Here is a 17046-nt window from a genome sequence, read left to right as displayed (position 1 = left end):
AAAATTTGGCTAAAGCCAATATTCTTATCATTTATTAAACACAGGCTAAAGCCTGTGACAATTCAAAATCATAATAAACCTTTTTCTTACCTTTTGAATTGCCTATGGATTTATCCATAGGTATTTAATTCCATCAACACAGAGGCTTTAGCTAAATTCACTCCACCCCATCATTACCGGAATCATTAACTAATCAAAGTCCTTTCCATCGGAAAAGATTTAAGATAGACTCTCTTCATCCTCAATAGTATCCAATTCAACCTTTAAATTCTCTATAATAAACTTCTGTCTATCCGGAGTATTTTTTCCCATATAAAACTCTAGCATTTGCTCAATAGACATTTCTTTGTCTAACATTACAGGATCTAAACGAATATCATTTCCTATAAAATGAACAAATTCATTCGGAGAAATTTCACCTAAACCTTTAAATCGAGTTATCTCTGGTTTTCCTCTCAACTTTGCAATAGCGTCTCGTTTTTCTTCATCAGAATAACAATAAAAAGTTTCTTTCTTATTCCGAACTCTAAATAACGGTGTTTCTAAAATATATAAATGCCCTTCTTTTATCAATTCAGGGAAAAACTGCAAGAAAAATGTTATCAATAACAAACGAATGTGCATACCATCTACATCGGCATCGGTTGCAATTACAATATTATTATAGCGCAATTCTTCTAAACCATCTTCTATATTTAAAGCAGCTTGCAATAAATTAAATTCCTCATTTTCATACACAATTTTCTTACTTAATCCATACGAATTTAAAGGTTTCCCTTTTAAACTAAAAACCGCTTGTGTATTTACATTTCTAGATTTTGTGATAGAACCAGAGGCAGAATCTCCCTCGGTAATAAAAAGTGTAGATTCTAAATAGGCTTCTTTTTTTGTATCACCTAAATGAACTCTGCAATCACGTAATTTTTTATTGTGTAAACTAGATTTTTTAGCTCTGTCTTTTGCTAGTTTTCTAATTCCGGAAAGCTCTTTTCGTTCTTTCTCTGCCTGAACAATTTTTCTATGTAATGCATCTGCAACATCAGTATTTCTATGCAGGTAATTATCTAATTTCGTTTTTAAGAAATCGTTTATATAAGTTCTTACAGTTGGTAAGTCTCCTCCCATGTCTGTAGAACCTAATTTTGTTTTTGTCTGACTCTCAAAAACAGGTTCCATTACTTTAATGGCAACCGCAGAAATAATAGATTTTCTAATATCCGAAGCTTCAAAAGCTTTGCCGTAAAACTCTCTAATTGTTTTTACAATTGCTTCTCTAAACGCAGATTGATGCGTTCCACCTTGCGTGGTGTGTTGTCCGTTTACAAAAGAATGGTATTCTTCTGAATATTGTGTTTTACTATGCGTAATGGCAACTTCTATATCATCTCCTTTTAAGTGAATTATTGGGTACAACATATCATCTACATTGTTGTTATCTTCCAATAAATCTTTCAGTCCGTTTTCTGAAATAAATTTTTCACCGTTAAAAATTATGGTTAAACCTGGGTTTAAATACACATAATATTTGAGCATTTTTGCAACATACTCATTTCTAAATTTGTACTTCTTAAAAATTTCTTCATCCGGAATAAAAGAAACTTTGGTTCCCTTTCTACGAGAAGATTCTTCTAAAAACTCTTCGTTTTCTAAATTTCCTTGGCTAAATTCTGCCGAAGCAGATTTACCATCACGAGAAGATTCTACTCTAAAAAATGACGAAAGTGCATTTACTGCCTTTGTACCAACTCCATTTAAACCTACCGATTTTTTAAACGCTTTAGAGTCGTATTTTCCACCAGTATTCATCTTAGAAACTACGTCTACCACTTTACCTAAAGGAATTCCACGTCCATAATCTCTAACAATAACTTTGCTTCCATGAATAGAGATTTCAATGGTTTTTCCGGCGCCCATAACATACTCATCTATAGAGTTGTCTAAAACTTCTTTTACAAGAATGTAAATTCCATCGTCTGCAGAAGACCCATCGCCCAATTTACCAATGTACATTCCCGGACGCATTCTTATGTGCTCTTTCCAGTCTAAAGACCTGATATTATCTTCGGTATATTTTGTTTCTTGACTCATGAAATATGTTACTATTGTTAGGTTTGAAGCCTTGCTAAAATAGCATTAAACAAGCTAAAATAAAAGGACTCAGCCAATTAGTTATCAACAGGATTTCAACGATTCTTTTATCTAAATTTTATCAACTTATAAAAATAAAATCTAAAGAAATTAAGGAAAAATTATCAAATTTAACACTCCTTCAAAAATACAAATTCCGCATAAAAATCACAAAAAAAAACAATATGTTATATTTTTAAACAAGTCATTATTTACCCAACAATTTTATTACTTTTGACGTCTGATATAAAATAAAACAAAGTGAAAAACGCACAATTAATAAAGTTAGCAAATAAATACGGAAGTCCTTTATATGTTTACGATACAGATAAAATAGAATCTCAATACAACAGGTTAACAAATGCTTTTAGCAGCGTTAAAAGTTTAAAGTTAAATTATGCTGTAAAAGCACTTTCTAATATTAATATATTAAAGTTCTTTAAAGACTTAGGTTCTGGTTTAGACACTGTTTCTTATCAAGAAGTACAATTGTGTTTAACTACAGGAATTGAGCCTCACGACATTATTTACACGCCAAACGGTGTTTCTTTATCAGAAATTGAAGAAGTTGCTAAATTGGGTGTTCAAATTAATATTGATAACCTTTCTATTTTAGAACAATTCGGACAAAAACATCCAGACATTCCTGTTTGTGTGCGTATCAATCCACATATTATGGCAGGTGGAAATTCTAAAATTTCTGTGGGTCATATCGATTCTAAATTCGGAATTTCTATTCACCAAGTACCTCATATTAAACGTGTGGTAGAAAATACGGGAATGAATATCAACGGAATTCACATGCACACTGGTTCTGATATTTTAGATATCGATACTTTTTTACGTGCCTCTGATATTTTATTTGATGTTGCTAAACAATTCGAAAACATCGATTTTATCGACTTTGGAAGTGGATTTAAAGTGCCTTATAAAGAAGGAGATATTTCTACAGATATAGAGCAATTAGGTTTGCAGTTATCAGAGAGATTCAATGAATTTTGTGCAGATTATGGTAAAGACATTACTTTAATGTTTGAACCTGGTAAATTCTTAGTTTCAGAAGCAGGTTCTTTTTTAGCAAAAGTAAATGTTGTTAAACAAACAACTTCTACGGTTTTTGCACATGTAGACACAGGTTTTAATCACTTGGTAAGACCAATGATGTACGATTCTTATCACCATATTACCAACATTTCTAACCCAAAAGGAAGAGATCGTTATTACTCTGTAGTTGGTTATATTTGTGAAACGGATACGTTTGCATCAAACAGAAGAATTGCAGAGATTTCAGAAGAAGATGTTTTATGTTTCCACAATGCGGGTGCATATTGTTTTTCAATGGCGTCTAACTACAACTCTCGCTATATTCCTGCAGAAGTTATGGTACACAAAGGAAAAGATTACCTTATTAGAAAAAGACAAACAATTCAAGATATTTTACACAACCAAGTTGTAGTAGATTTTTCTAAAACAGAAAAAGCAGAAGCTTAAAAAAAGCTTTTAAACAAGTTATAAATCCATCAGAAAATATATTTTTTGGTGGATTTTTTTATTAAATTTACCTTATATAATTAAAACAAATTTAAAATGAAAATATTAGGAATTGGAAGTAATTACGTTACTGACTTGAAAGACATTGCCGAAAAAAAGAATGCTAAAAAGTTCATTTTTTCAAAACCAGAAAGTAGTTTAGCTGTTAATTGTGATGTAGAATACCCTAGTAGCATTACAAACGAATTAATTTACGAAATAGAACTAGTTGTTAAAATAGGAAAAGAAGGAAAAAATATTTCTAAAGAAACTGCAAACTCTTATATTTCAGAAATTGCCGTAGGTATCGATTATACTGCAACAGACCTTTTAAAAGACGCAAGAGAAACGAAACATCCTTGGGATTTTGCGAAAGGTTTTGATGGTGCTGCTCCTATTTCTAGTTTTAAACCGGTTTCTAATTATAATTTAGGTGATATTGATTTCGATTTAAAAATAAACGGAGAAGAAAAACAAAAAAGTAATACAGCGTATATGATTCATGATTTTGCTGACATTATTGTGTTTATTTCTAAATATATGACCTTACAACCTGGAGATTTAATTTTTACAGGAACTCCTGCTTTAGGAAAAGGAGAAATTTTTAAAGGAGATCAATTACAATGTTCTGTTAACGGAGAGTTGTTGTTAGATTTTAAAATGATTTAATTGTCTATTCGAGCGTAATCGAGAATTTTTAATTATTAAAAACAAGATCTCAACTGCGCTCGATCTGACAAAACCCTATATTATTATATTTTTTTTATGAAAATAAGACTTTCTAATATTGAAGATATTCCTGCAATAATGACAATTATAGATGACGCCAGAGAACTCTTAGCATCCTTACATATTGATCAATGGCAAAACGGATATCCGAATGCAGCCCAAGTAGAAAATGACATCAAAAATAATGAAAGTTATGTTGTTGTAAATGATGACAATATTGTGATGGCAACTTCTATGTTTACATTCAAAAAAGAACCAACTTACAAGGAAGTTATAGACGGAAATTGGTTGGTAGATGAAGATAAAGTCTACGGAGTAATACACAGAATGGCAATTAAAAAAGAGTTTAGAAAATTAGGTTTGGCAACATTTCTTTTTAGTGAATTTCATCAAACATTAAAAGATAAAAACATTAAAAGCTTAAAGATAGATACTCACGAAGACAATCTAGGAATGCAGTCTTTAATTAAAAAATTGGGTTATAGCTATTGTGGAATTATTTACACAGGCTATAATGCAAAAAGATTAGCCTTTGAGAAAGTGATTCTCTAAAAAAAATTCTCGACACAAAATTCTTAAAAAAAAAATTTCACTCGAAGTGACAGAATGCTCATACTTGTAAACGTATTATAACACGCAATGTCACTTCGAGTGATTTTTCTGACAAAGGATGAGAAATTTTATCGATAAATTTTGTTAAAATAACCTAAAAATCAATTAATTAACAAACTGTTTCGATAAAGTTAGTTAAAAAGGTTAAACATAAATTAAAGTGATTTTTTTTTCAAGAAAAAGCTATTTATTTGTATCAAACAAATTAAAATTATAATTATGAAAAAAGTATTACTAGTAACATTATTAACAGTTTTAAGCATTGTAAATGCAAATGCACAAGACATCGAATTCGGAGTTAAAGCTGGACTAAATTTTGCTTCCATTAACGGAGACAATACCAAAGATTTAGGCACTGTCACCTCTTTTAATTTTGGTTTAATGGCAGAAATTCCCTTTACAGAAAAATTTTCGATTCAACCTGAATTGTTATTTTCTGGTCATGGTTTTAGTACAGGATCTGACACAAATGATTTTGTTGCTTTAAATTATTTAAACATCCCATTAATGGGAAAATATTATGTTACAAAAAGACTAAGTTTTGAAGCAGGACCTCAAGTGGGTTTTTTACTTTCAGCAACAGATGACAATACAAAAGCAGATGTTAAAAATGCTTACAAAGACCTAGATTTTGGAGTAAATTTAGGACTTGGATATAAACTAGATAACGGACTTAATTTTAGTGCACGTTATAATGTTGGTCTTTCTGACATTAATGAAGTGAAAACTGATAAAAATAGAAACGGTGTGTTTCAAGTTTCTGTTGGCTACTTCTTTTTTTAAGACATGACAATTATATAAGAAAAACACAAAATAAAACTATATTTACAACCTCATAAATTCATTTTTATGAGGTTCTTTTTTCTGATCAAATTCATATAAAAAATGCAGTTACTTTCATATATAATTCAACAAACACAACTTTCTTCTAAATCTGTAGAAAACACTATTTCATTGTTAAATGAAGATGCTACAATTCCTTTTATCAGTAGGTATAGAAAGGAAAGGACAGGTAATTTAGATGAAGTTCAAATTGGTGATATTGTCAAGTTTAAAGAAACTTTTGAAGCCTTAGAAAAGCGTAAAAAAGCAATTTTAAAAGCCTTAGAAGAACAAAATGTTTTATCAGCAGAATTAACACAAAAAGTAACTACTTCTAAAGATTTAATTGCTTTAGAAGATTTGTATTTACCTTTTAAGAAAAAGCGAAAAACCAAAGCAGAAACTGCTCGTTTACAAGGCTTAGAACCACTGGCAAAAATGATGATGAGTCAGCGTGTAAACGACTTAGAACATACCGCTTCTAAATACACGTCCAAGGAAGTTGTAACTATTGATGATGCATTAGAAGGTGCACGATTCATTATTGCAGAATGGATTAATGAGCGCACAGATATCAGAAATAATATTAGACGAGAATTAGAACGTTATGCTACAATTACATCAAAAGTAATAAAAACAAAGTCTGAAGATGAAAAAGCTCAAAAATTTAAAGATTACTTTGATTGGAGCGAATCTTTAAGCAGAATTCCATCTCATCGATTTTTAGCAATTTTAAGAGCCGAAAATGAAGGTTTTATCCGTGTTAAAATAGAAATTGACACAGAAAGAGCCCTTCAAAAAATGGAAGAACGAATTATTCGTACGCAAAACGAATGCACTCCACAAATAGAACTCGCTATAAAAGATGCTTATAAACGCTTATTGTATCCATCTTTATCTAACGAAAGATTATCATTAGCAAAAGAAAATGCAGATGAAGACGCTATAACCGTATTTTCTAAAAACTTAAAACAATTGCTTTTAGGTGCTCCTTTAGGCGAAAAAAGAATTTTAGCCATCGACCCTGGATTTAGATCTGGTTGTAAAATTGTATGTTTAAATGAGCAAGGAGATTTAGAGCATAATGAAACTATTTTTCCGCATGCACCACAAAATCAAACCATAGAAGCTATCAAAAAAATAAGCTCTTTGGTAGAAGCGCATAAAATTGAAGCCATTGCAATTGGTAACGGAACTGCGTCTAGAGAAACCGAACAATTGGTTAAAAAAATTGAGTTTAAACATTCGGTAGATGTATTTGTAGTGAGTGAAGCTGGAGCATCTATTTATTCCGCTTCTAAAATTGCAAGAGATGAATTTCCAAATTATGATGTTACCGTTCGTGGTTCTATTTCTATAGGAAGACGATTGCAAGATCCTTTGGCCGAATTGGTTAAAATTGATGCAAAATCAATTGGAGTTGGACAATATCAACATGATGTAGATCAAACGAAATTGAAAAAATCTCTTGATACAACTGTAGAAAGTTGTGTAAATACCATTGGTGTAAATATTAATACTGCAAGTGAATCTTTGTTGAGTTATGTTTCTGGAATTGGACCAAAATTGGCAGAAAACATTGTGAATTATAGAAATGAAAATGGTTCTTTTACTTCTAGAAATACCATTAAAAAAGTACCTCGTTTAGGCGGAAAAGCATACGAACAAGCTGCTGGTTTTTTACGAATTAAAAAAGGAAAAAATCCGTTAGATGATTCCGGCGTGCATCCAGAAAGTTATGTTTTGGTTGATAAAATGGCCAAAGATAATAACATAAAAGTTTCTGAATTTATTGGTAACAAAGAATTGATTCAGAAAATAAATCTAAAAAATTATATTTCAGAAACTATTGGCCTACCTACTCTAGAAGATATTATTAAAGAATTAGAAAAACCAGGTTTGGACCCAAGAGCCAAAGCAAAAGTATTTTCTTTTGATAAAAATATTAAAAATATTGACGATTTAAGAATAGGACAACTCTTACCCGGAATTGTAAATAACATTACCAATTTTGGATGTTTTGTAGATGTTGGAATCAAAGAAAGTGGCTTAATTCATGTTTCTAACTTATCAGATACTTTTGTAAAAGACGTTAGTGCAATTGTAAATCTACAACAACAAATTATTGCAAAAGTAATAGAGGTTGATGTTGTGAGAAAACGAATTCAATTGGCTTTAGTAAAGTAAAATAATAATTTCTTATCTTTATAAAATGAGCAATAAAATAGAAAAAAATGATCTTTGGGATGACTTAACAGATTCTCAAAAGGATGAGATTCAACAAGAAGTTAATGAATCTAACAAAAAGAAAAAAACAACTTGGGACGATGTTAAAAAAGAGCTCTCAAAATTGAAATAAAATACATATACTACAGGTTTTAAACCCCAAAAAGAGCTCATATTTAATATTTTTGTAACAAAATGTAAATTCTATTGTAAAATTTCTAAAATAAATTATTATAAAATTTCAGAAGTTGATATGTTTAGAAAAAGAATTCAATTGGCTTTGGTGAAGTAAATTTCTTACCTTTATAAAATGAGTATAAAAAACGAAAAGAAGGATTTTTGGGATGACTTAACTCAATCTCAAAAAGAAGAAATAGAGCAAGGAATAAAAGATTTAGATGAAGGCAGAAGTATTTCTTGGGAAGATTTTAGGAAAGAAATAGAAAATTATTAATAAGATATACTTATGTATGACTTTTCAACACTTAATTCTTTCGAATTTGAAAAACTAGTTTGTGATTTATTAAATTTAGAGAAAGAAAAAAATCAACCTAGATTTCAAATTTTTAAAGAAGGAAAAGATAAAGGTATTGACTTATATTCAGGAGAGAGTTATCATCGTGAAAACATAATTGTTCAAGTAAAACATTATGTAAAATCTCCTTTATCAAAATTAAAGTCTAATTTAAAAAACATTGAACTACCTAAGGTCAAATTATTAAATCCTGATTCTTACTATATTGTAACATCCTCCGAATTAAGCTTTCAAGATAAATTAGATTTAAAAGAAGTATTTACTCCATATATAACTTCTACAAGTAACATTTATGGTAGAGATGATTTAAATTCCATATTAAGAACAAATAAGGAGCTTGAAGAAACACATTATAAATTATGGTTTTCTTCTTCAATTGCTTTAAGAAATATTCAAAAATATAAATTTGAAGGAAGAAGAAAACAATTTACTTCAAATATTTTAAAAAGAAAATTACGGTTATTTGTCCCTACATTTTCGTACTTCCATTCATTAGAAAAATTAAAAGAAAATAAATTCGTAATTATTACAGGTGAGCCTGGAGTTGGGAAAACTACAATTTCTGACATGGTAATATATGACTTTATTAAAAGAGACTATGAAATAAATATAATTTATGATTCAATTAGTGAAATTGAGGAGACTATTAATTTAGATAAAAGTAAACAGGTTTTTTATTTTGATGATTTCCTCGGTCATACACAAGCTGAAATTTCAAAATCAAAAGCTGCTGAAAATTATCTTTTAAAAATTATCAACTTAATTGAAGGAAGTGAAAATAAATTTTTAGTTTTAAATACAAGAAAGTTTATTTTATCTTCTTTTCTTGAAGAATCTGAAAGATTAAATAAATCTGATATTTTAGAAAAAGAATCAAAAGTAGAAGTTAAAGCATATAGCTATGGAGTCAAAAGGAGAATATTAGATCTTCATATATTGGAATCTAATTTAGATTTGAATAATCTGAACATTTTAAAAAAACATGCATCCCATATTTGTTTTCATCAAAATTTCTCACCTAGAATAATAGAGTTCTTTACTTCTGACTTAAATAAAGATTTTAATCCTCAAGAATTTGAGAAATTTATTTTTGAAAACTTAACCAACCCTAAAGAAATTTGGAAACACGCATATTTGAAACAAATTACTGATTTCGATAGATTTTTATTAAATACACTTTATTCTGCAAATGGAAGTGCCAATAAAATTGAATTAGAAATCCTTTATAATTCAAGATTAAATTATGAAGTAGCTAATAATAATTATAAAAAACCCATTGATTCATTTAATACATCGTTAAGAGTTTTAAATGAAGGATTTTTATCAATAAATAATTTTTCTAAAAATATAGAAATCTCTTTTATTAATCCATCCCTTCAAGACTATCTTATTTATTTTATTCAAGATAATAGTTCTGAGAAAGAAAGAATAATAAAATCTGCTCACAAAATTGAGCAATGGTTTTGGTTTTTTTTTAAGTATAATAAATTTGAAAAACTTGATTCAAACTATTCAAACTTCTTCTTAGATACCAACACAAATTATCAAAAAAATGAAGAGTCAATTTTTTTAAGTGCTATTTTCATTTATTATTATATAAACCCTAATAATTCTACTATTCCAAAACTTTTAAAATCAATAAAAGATTGGGAATTCATTTATGAGAGAAATAGTTATACTTCATACCTTTTAAATCATTTTATGTTTAACTCAATAAGTAATTATAGCGTTAATGAAACTTTATCAAGTTTGGATAATTCTTTTTTCTTAAACTATATTAATAACTATGAGACAATTTATGATATCATTGATAGGACGCAATTGCTGGAGAACCATTATGATTTTTCATTTAAAAATTACATAACAAAAAACTTAAATATTCCATTGCAAAAAAAAACAATAGAATATTTTTTAAAAAACTTAGAGTCCTTATTTAAGGATTTGTTTGATGAAGAGTATGAATATTTAATAAGGCTTAAAGAAAAAGACCTTTTTGAAGATTCAATTTATCATTTAAAGAAAAGCCTTACATTCATTCAAAATAATATATCAGAAGATTTTGTATTTAATTTTTCTTCTATTGAAAATAAAGACTGGGACCAAGTTATTAAAAACAACATAATTGAAGGTGTAACAGAAATTCCTAAAAAATTTAATGAAGACGATATTGATGAAATTTACGAAAATGAATATTCTAATGAAGTTTATGATAATTATGAATATGATTTAGAAAGCTATTATAATGAGAAAAAAATAATTCATAGACCTAATTCAATTATACTTAACGAAATAGATGATTTACCATTTTAATTAAATAGATTAAAAACTTCTCAAATAATTCCTTAATTTCGACCTCACAAAAATAATCAATGAAAGTCTGTATTGCCGAAAAGCCATCTGTAGCAAGAGAAATAGCTAGTATTCTAGGAGCCAACACAAAACGTGATGGTTATTACGAAGGAAACGGTTATGCGGTAACATATACATTCGGACATTTGTGCACACTTTTAGAACCTAAAGATTACAAGCCGCATTGGAAAAGTTGGGATTTGAACAATCTACCAATGCTTCCAGAACGTTTTGACACCAAAGTTACGGGAGATGCAGGAATTAGAAAACAATACAATATTGTAAAATCTTTATTTGATAAAGCAACGGTTGTAATTAATTGTGGGGATGCTGGGACAGAAGGAGAATTGATTCAGCGTTGGGTAATTAATCAAGCCGGTTATAAAGGAGAAGTACAACGTTTATGGATTTCGTCTCTTACAGAAGAAGCTATAAAAGAAGGTTTTAAAAACCTAAAACCTGCAGAAAAATACGACAACTTATATTATGCAGGTTATTCTAGAGCTATTGGAGATTGGCTTTTAGGGTTAAATGCAACGCGTTTATACACCGTAAAGTTTGGTGGATTTAAACAAGTTTTATCGGTTGGTAGAGTACAAACTCCTACCCTAGCCATGTTGGTAAATCGTTTTGTTGAAATTGAAAATTTTAAACCACAACCTTATTGGGAACTACAAACAACCTATAGAAATACCCTTTTCAATTATGAAGATGGGCGCTTTTTAAAACAAGAAGACGGACAAGTTTTAGCAAATAAAGTGAAAGAATCTGATTTTGAGATTGTTTCTGTTACCAAAAAGAAAGGGAAAGAATACGCTCCGAAACTGTTTGATTTAACTGGTTTACAGGTATATTGTAATAATAAATTTGGCTTTTCTGCGGATGAAACTTTAAAAATGGTTCAGAAGCTATATGAAATGAAAGTAGTTACGTATCCTAGAGTTGATACTACTTTTTTACCAAATGATGTGTATCCTAAAATTGCAGGTATTTTATCTAAATTAACAAATTACAGCGCACTTACTCAACCTCTTTTAGGTAGTAAAATAAAGAAATCGAAACGTGTTTTTGATGATAAAAAAGTAACAGATCACCACGCAATTATTCCTACCGGAATTCAAGGAAATTTGCAATACAATCAGCAACAAGTGTACGATATTATTACTCGTAGATTTATTGGTGTTTTCTATCCAGATTCTGATGTTTCTAATACTTCAGTAATTGGTAAAGCTGCAGATGTACCTTTTAAAACAACCGGAAAAGAAATTTTAACCAAAGGTTGGCGTGTAGCTTTTGAAACAGAAGAAAGCAAAATTAAGAAAGAATTAAACGAACAAATGACATTGCCTTCATTTGTAAAAGGTGAAAAAGGACCACACGAACCTTCATTCTTAGAGAAAGAAACCAAACCTCCAAGAAATTTTACAGAAGCAAGCTTATTGCGCGCCATGGAAACTGCTGGAAAGCAAGTAGATGATGAGAATTTACGTGAATTAATGAAAGAAAACGGAATTGGAAGACCTTCTACAAGAGCAAGTATTATTGAGACTTTATTCCGAAGAAAATATATTGAGCGTAAAAAGAAATTGGTTTTACCAACACAAACCGGAATCGATTTAATTAATATTATTGACAACGAATTATTAAAATCTGCTGAATTAACTGGTCGTTGGGAAAAACGTTTAAAAGAAATTGAACGAGGAGAATTCAACGCCGGAACCTTCATTAATAATATGAAGAAAATGGTAGATGAATTGGTGTATGAAGTCCGTTCTAATACTTCTAAAAAACGAATTACTTCTAACGCAGAAGTCATTGCGAGTTCAACGAAGCAATCTATTGTTTCAAAGACAAAAAAAACTCCAACAAAAAAACAAGTTGCAGGAAAAACTTGTCCCAAATGTAAAAAAGGACAACTCTTAAAAGGTTCTTCTGCCTTTGGGTGTTCTGAATATAAAAACAATTGCGATTTAAAAATTCCGTTTGAAATTTACGGGAAGAAAATTTCTGAAAACCAATTGATACGATTGGTTGACAAAGGTTGTACTACTAATTTAAAAGGCTTTAAAACGGATAATGGTTCTGTAGAAGGCTTAATAAGATTTGATGATGCTTTTAAATTGAAATTAGAACCTAAACAAAAAGTAGTCACTTCTAACTCTGTCGAAAAGAGTTCTGATAAAATTATGTGTCCAAAATGTAAACAAGGAACTATTTTAAAGGGTAAAACAGCTTATGGTTGTTCTGCTTATAAGTCAGGTTGCGATTTTGTTTTCACATTTGATAACATCAAAAAAATAGCCAATGGAAAACCATTGACTAAAGATTTGGTGATAAAAATTATAAGTAGTTAATATTTACAATCAACTGTCATTTCGAAATAAGTTTTTTTTTAGCGATTGAGAAATCTCACATCCTCTTTACAAAATCAACAAGTAAAAAAAACGGCTTACTCAGCATACATTTTATCAATAAGAGCTTTGTATTTTTTATAAATTACTTTACGTTTAAGTTTTAAAGTAGCCGTAATTTCTCCTGCCTCAATAGTAAACTCTTTTGGTAATAAAGTAAATTTCTTAATTTTTTCAAACTTAGAAAACTCCTTTTGCAATTCTTCAAAACGTTTTTCTAACATGGTTTTAATCTGATTATTATTAATCAAATCTTCAATATCTTTAAAACTAATTTTATGCTCTTCAGCATATTTTTTAATATTCTCGAAACTAGGAACCGCCAAAGCCGTAACATACTTTTGCTGATCTCCTATCACAGCAATTTGCTCAATAAAAGAATCACTAACTAAAGCCATTTCAAGTTTTTGAGGAGCAATATATTTACCTCCAGAAGTTTTCATTAAATCTTTAATTCTATCAGTAATTACTAAGTTTCCTAATTCGTCAATTTTTCCTGCATCACCTGTTTTAAACCAGCCATTTTCAAAAACTTCAGCAGTAGCTTCTGGTTTTTTATAATAGCCTTTCATAACTCCAGGTCCTTTTACCAAAACTTCATCATTAGCACCAATTTTAATTTCGGTTCCTAAAATTGGCTTACCCGCAGAATTAAACTCGAAGTAGTGATCACCAAACAACGTAACTGTAGCAGTTGTTTCTGTTAAACCATAGCCACATTTTATATTTAATGCAAACGAATGAAAAAACGAAACCATATCTGGTACTAAAGGTGCTCCGCCACAAGGCATAAACTTTATATTCCCTCCAAAGACATCACGTAATTTACTAAGTACCAATTTATCTGCTATTTTATATTTTAGCTTTAACATTAGTGGTACTTTTTTATCAAAACGACGATAGGTATTATGGTATTTATTTCCAACTCCCAATGCCCAACTTGCCAATTTCATTTTAGTAGGGGAAGCTTCTTTTCTTTTTTCTTGAATAGCAGCAAAAATTTTCTCAAAGATTCTAGGTACTGTACACATCAAAGATGGTTTAACCTCTTTTAAGACATCTGCAATTTTCTTTGGGTCTTGGTTAAAATACACCTGAATTCCTTTTTGTAAGCAGAAAAACACCCAACTACGTTCGTAAATATGACTTAATGGTAAGAAACTTAAAGTTACATCATTTTCATCTACATCTAATTCTGCTTCATGTGCTTTTAATGAGGATGCAAAATTGTTATGATCTAACATTACTCCTTTAGGCTCTCCGGTAGTTCCAGAGGTATAAATAATACTAGCTAAATCATCTAACTTAGAGTCTAAATGACGCTTTTCTAATTCATTTTCAATACTTTTTGGAAATTCTGCATTTATAAAATCATTAAAATAAACAGCTTTTTTATGGCCTCTTAAATCTACAGTACTTGTTAAGGCTACTATTAATTTTAAGTATGTATTATTTTCTGAGACTAATTCTACTTTATCAAACTCATCTTGATCTCCCACAAACAACACACTAATTTCTGCATCGTTAACAACGTATTCTACTTCTTTCTGAGAATTGGTTGCATAAATAGGAATCGTTACGGCTCTTACACCCATAATTCCTAAATCAGCAATAATCCACTCTGTCATATTTTGAGCAAAAACACCAATATTGTCTTGTTCTTTAATTCCGAAATTGATTAAAGCTTTAGAAACTTGCTGTATTTGAAAATAAAAAGAATCCCAAGAAATTCCTTTCCAACTTTGTGAAGCTTCATCTTTATAAAAAACTGCATCTTTTGTTGTAAATCGATTAGCGTTATCTTTAATTACTTCTAGTAAATGTTTATAATTCATCTTTCGATTATTTTTAAATAAGGATATTATAACTATCAAATTTACGAATATTTCAAAGATTTAAACAGATATCAAATTATATATTAATGTTAATGAAGTATCAAACCAATGTATCATTCTATTTTTTCGGTTAAATTTAATAGGTAAAAAAATTAATAATATCCTTTTTAAATTCTTTATTAACTTTTTAACAATAACTAATGTTAAAACTTATAGCTATTTCCTTATTTTGCCTTAGTTTTAACAAAAAAATTAAATAGTAAATGGATTTTACAAACCCACTAGTATATGGTGTACCGTGTTTCTTAGCACTTATTTTAGTCGAATTAACATATAGTAAGCACAATAAAAAAGAAGAAAAGAAGAAAATTTATAAATGGAAAGATTTAGCAGCTAGCCTTACCATGGGGATTGGTTCTGCTATTCTAGCTCCTTTAACAAAAACAATTGCTGCAATTGTACTTTTTAATTTTGTCTATGAAATATTCAATCCTTTAGTTGATGGAATTCGCACAAATTTAATGGGCTACGAATCTTTTGGATACGCTTGGTATATTTGGCTTATTTGTCAAGTTTTAGACGATTTTAGTTATTATTGGTTTCACAGACAAAACCACAATGTACGTTTTTTATGGGCAGCACATATTGTACACCATTCTTCGGATAATTTTAATTTAGGAACTGCCGTTAGAAACGGATGGTTTACCATTCTTTACAAACCATTTTTTTATGTGTGGATTGTTGCTATTGGTTTTCCACCAGAAATGTTAGTCGTTTGTTTAGGTATTGAAGCTTTATGGCAATTTCAATTACATACCGTTTACATTGGTAAATTAGGTTTCTTAGATAAAATATTGAATACACATACCATGCACCAAGTACATCATGCTCAAAATTTTGAGTATATGGATAAAAATCATGGTGGATTTCTAAACGCTTTTGATAGAATGTTTGGTACTTTTAAAGAATTTGACGAAAATATTGACATCAAATATGGAGTTACGCATCCGCCAAACTCTTATAATCCGTTTGTTATTCTAACACATGAATATAAAGATATTTGGGACGATATGAAAAAATCTAAGAACTGGTATCATAAATTTATGTATGCATTTGCCGCACCAGGTTGGAGCCATGATGGAAGTACACTAACCATTAAACAAGCTCGTAAAGCTTTACAAGAAGAATAATATGTTTTTTTTTAAGCAAAACTTGTCAACTTAAAAAAAGGAATCTCAAAATAAATTTGAGATTCCTTTTTTTATTAAATGATATAAAAGATAAGTAAACTTACGCTTGATTAAAACGACATCCTTTTTTTGAAGTAAGAAAAACCGATTCCGTCTTTCGATTTATCTCAAGAGACATTCCAAGCTGTAAATAACTCTTAATAAAACTAAGACGTTATTTGACTAAAAAACTCAAAGATTTCTCCTTTAGAAATAGCACTTCCTTTTTCTATTAAATCGAAAATTTCAGTATTCCTATCATCTTTATTATAAGGTTTTGTTCCTTTAAAAATCTCTACAGAATTATCCATAGGATTTTGCATTAACCATTCAAAACCTTTTTGTTCTAATAAATTAATATCCCAAGTAATTTTAATGGCAATTCTATGTATTTCTTCAGCATCACACTTAAACAGGTTTACAGAGGTTTTAGAAAAATGTTCTACATAGTTTGTTTTTGTTAGCACATTATCCCAAACAACATCAGAAAAAACATTCATCTCCTCTTCTGCAACTTGTGGTGTTTCTTCTTTTATTTTATTCCATTCTTTAACGTCTATACTTTGGGTTGCTAAAAAACGAGCAAAGTCTTCGTGTAAGCTTTCGAATTGTTCTTTGGTAAGTTGTCTATATTTCATAAT

13 protein-coding genes are annotated in these 17046 nt (G+C 29.5%); 10 read left to right on the top strand and 3 right to left on the bottom strand.

The genetic code is table 11. From position 1 onward, the window contains the following. Nucleotides 1–219: 219 nt before the first annotated feature. Complete coding sequence (locus GQS58_RS08610; RefSeq protein ID WP_166384876.1) at nt 220–2088, bottom strand: DNA topoisomerase IV subunit B; 1869 nt, start codon at nt 2086–2088, stop codon at nt 220–222. 300 nt (nt 2089–2388) lie between these two features. On the opposite strand from GQS58_RS08610, the gene lysA reads away from it, so the two are divergent. The 9 genes from lysA to GQS58_RS08565 all read left to right on the top strand — a co-directional run bounded on the left by lysA (nt 2389) and on the right by GQS58_RS08565 (nt 13284). Then, nucleotides 2389–3618 carry a diaminopimelate decarboxylase gene (gene lysA, locus GQS58_RS08605; protein WP_166384874.1) on the top strand — a complete coding sequence of 410 codons (1230 nt, stop codon included), beginning with the start codon at nt 2389–2391 and terminating at the stop codon, nt 3616–3618. 96 nt (nt 3619–3714) lie between these two features. Continuing rightward, on the top strand, nt 3715–4326 hold the full coding sequence (locus GQS58_RS08600; RefSeq protein WP_166384872.1) for a fumarylacetoacetate hydrolase family protein: 612 nt from the start codon (nt 3715–3717) through the stop codon (nt 4324–4326). 96 nt (nt 4327–4422) lie between these two features. After that, nucleotides 4423–4938: a GNAT family N-acetyltransferase gene (locus tag GQS58_RS08595; RefSeq protein ID WP_166384870.1), complete on the top strand. Its 516-nt coding sequence runs from the start codon at nt 4423–4425 to the stop codon at nt 4936–4938. 279 nt (nt 4939–5217) lie between these two features. Next, nucleotides 5218–5781, top strand: coding sequence for a porin family protein (locus tag GQS58_RS08590; RefSeq protein WP_166384868.1), 564 nt, complete (start codon nt 5218–5220; stop codon nt 5779–5781). Between the two features lie 102 nt (nt 5782–5883). Further along, complete coding sequence (locus GQS58_RS08585; RefSeq protein ID WP_166384866.1) at nt 5884–8007, top strand: Tex family protein; 2124 nt, start codon at nt 5884–5886, stop codon at nt 8005–8007. 25 nt (nt 8008–8032) lie between these two features. Continuing rightward, nucleotides 8033–8179: a hypothetical protein gene (locus GQS58_RS08580; RefSeq protein WP_166384864.1), complete on the top strand. Its 147-nt coding sequence runs from the start codon at nt 8033–8035 to the stop codon at nt 8177–8179. 177 nt (nt 8180–8356) lie between these two features. After that, nucleotides 8357–8500 carry a hypothetical protein gene (locus GQS58_RS08575; protein ID WP_166384862.1) on the top strand — a complete coding sequence of 48 codons (144 nt, stop codon included), beginning with the start codon at nt 8357–8359 and terminating at the stop codon, nt 8498–8500. A 12-nt stretch (nt 8501–8512) separates the two neighbouring features. Continuing rightward, nucleotides 8513–10891: a restriction endonuclease gene (locus tag GQS58_RS08570; protein ID WP_166384860.1), complete on the top strand. Its 2379-nt coding sequence runs from the start codon at nt 8513–8515 to the stop codon at nt 10889–10891. A 59-nt stretch (nt 10892–10950) separates the two neighbouring features. After that, nucleotides 10951–13284: a type IA DNA topoisomerase gene (locus GQS58_RS08565; RefSeq protein WP_166384858.1), complete on the top strand. Its 2334-nt coding sequence runs from the start codon at nt 10951–10953 to the stop codon at nt 13282–13284. Between the two features lie 95 nt (nt 13285–13379). Here GQS58_RS08565 and GQS58_RS08560 read toward each other — a convergent pair whose 3' ends face one another. After that, a complete protein-coding gene (locus GQS58_RS08560) occupies nt 13380–15176 on the bottom strand; it encodes an AMP-dependent synthetase/ligase (RefSeq protein WP_166384856.1) in 1797 nt (598 codons plus the stop codon). A 263-nt stretch (nt 15177–15439) separates the two neighbouring features. On the opposite strand from GQS58_RS08560, the gene GQS58_RS08555 reads away from it, so the two are divergent. Further along, a complete protein-coding gene (locus GQS58_RS08555) occupies nt 15440–16366 on the top strand; it encodes a sterol desaturase family protein (RefSeq protein ID WP_166384854.1) in 927 nt (308 codons plus the stop codon). A 206-nt stretch (nt 16367–16572) separates the two neighbouring features. On the opposite strand, the gene GQS58_RS08550 is transcribed toward GQS58_RS08555, so the two are convergent. Beyond that, a complete protein-coding gene (locus GQS58_RS08550; protein WP_166384853.1) occupies nt 16573–17043 on the bottom strand; it encodes a DUF6495 family protein in 471 nt (156 codons plus the stop codon). Nucleotides 17044–17046 lie beyond the last annotated feature (3 nt).

The organism is Polaribacter sp. 11A2H, from assembly GCF_011379025.1.
Lineage (GTDB): Bacteria > Bacteroidota > Bacteroidia > Flavobacteriales > Flavobacteriaceae > Polaribacter.
This window is presented reverse-complemented; position numbering and strand designations above follow the sequence as displayed.

What these genes read in the sequence shown, in the direction of transcription:
- GQS58_RS08610 (WP_166384876.1), bottom strand. Translation starts at nt 2,088, where the DNA reads ATGAGTCAAGAAACAAAATATACCGAAGATAATATCAGGTCTTTAGAC.
- GQS58_RS08600 (WP_166384872.1), top strand. Translation starts at nt 3,715, where the DNA reads ATGAAAATATTAGGAATTGGAAGTAATTACGTTACTGACTTGAAAGAC.
- GQS58_RS08595 (WP_166384870.1), top strand. Translation starts at nt 4,423, where the DNA reads ATGAAAATAAGACTTTCTAATATTGAAGATATTCCTGCAATAATGACA.
- GQS58_RS08590 (WP_166384868.1), top strand. Translation starts at nt 5,218, where the DNA reads ATGAAAAAAGTATTACTAGTAACATTATTAACAGTTTTAAGCATTGTA.
- GQS58_RS08585 (WP_166384866.1), top strand. Translation starts at nt 5,884, where the DNA reads ATGCAGTTACTTTCATATATAATTCAACAAACACAACTTTCTTCTAAA.
- GQS58_RS08580 (WP_166384864.1), top strand. Translation starts at nt 8,033, where the DNA reads ATGAGCAATAAAATAGAAAAAAATGATCTTTGGGATGACTTAACAGAT.
- GQS58_RS08575 (WP_166384862.1), top strand. Translation starts at nt 8,357, where the DNA reads ATGAGTATAAAAAACGAAAAGAAGGATTTTTGGGATGACTTAACTCAA.
- GQS58_RS08570 (WP_166384860.1), top strand. Translation starts at nt 8,513, where the DNA reads ATGTATGACTTTTCAACACTTAATTCTTTCGAATTTGAAAAACTAGTT.
- GQS58_RS08565 (WP_166384858.1), top strand. Translation starts at nt 10,951, where the DNA reads ATGAAAGTCTGTATTGCCGAAAAGCCATCTGTAGCAAGAGAAATAGCT.
- GQS58_RS08560 (WP_166384856.1), bottom strand. Translation starts at nt 15,176, where the DNA reads ATGAATTATAAACATTTACTAGAAGTAATTAAAGATAACGCTAATCGA.
- GQS58_RS08555 (WP_166384854.1), top strand. Translation starts at nt 15,440, where the DNA reads ATGGATTTTACAAACCCACTAGTATATGGTGTACCGTGTTTCTTAGCA.
- GQS58_RS08550 (WP_166384853.1), bottom strand. Translation starts at nt 17,043, where the DNA reads ATGAAATATAGACAACTTACCAAAGAACAATTCGAAAGCTTACACGAA.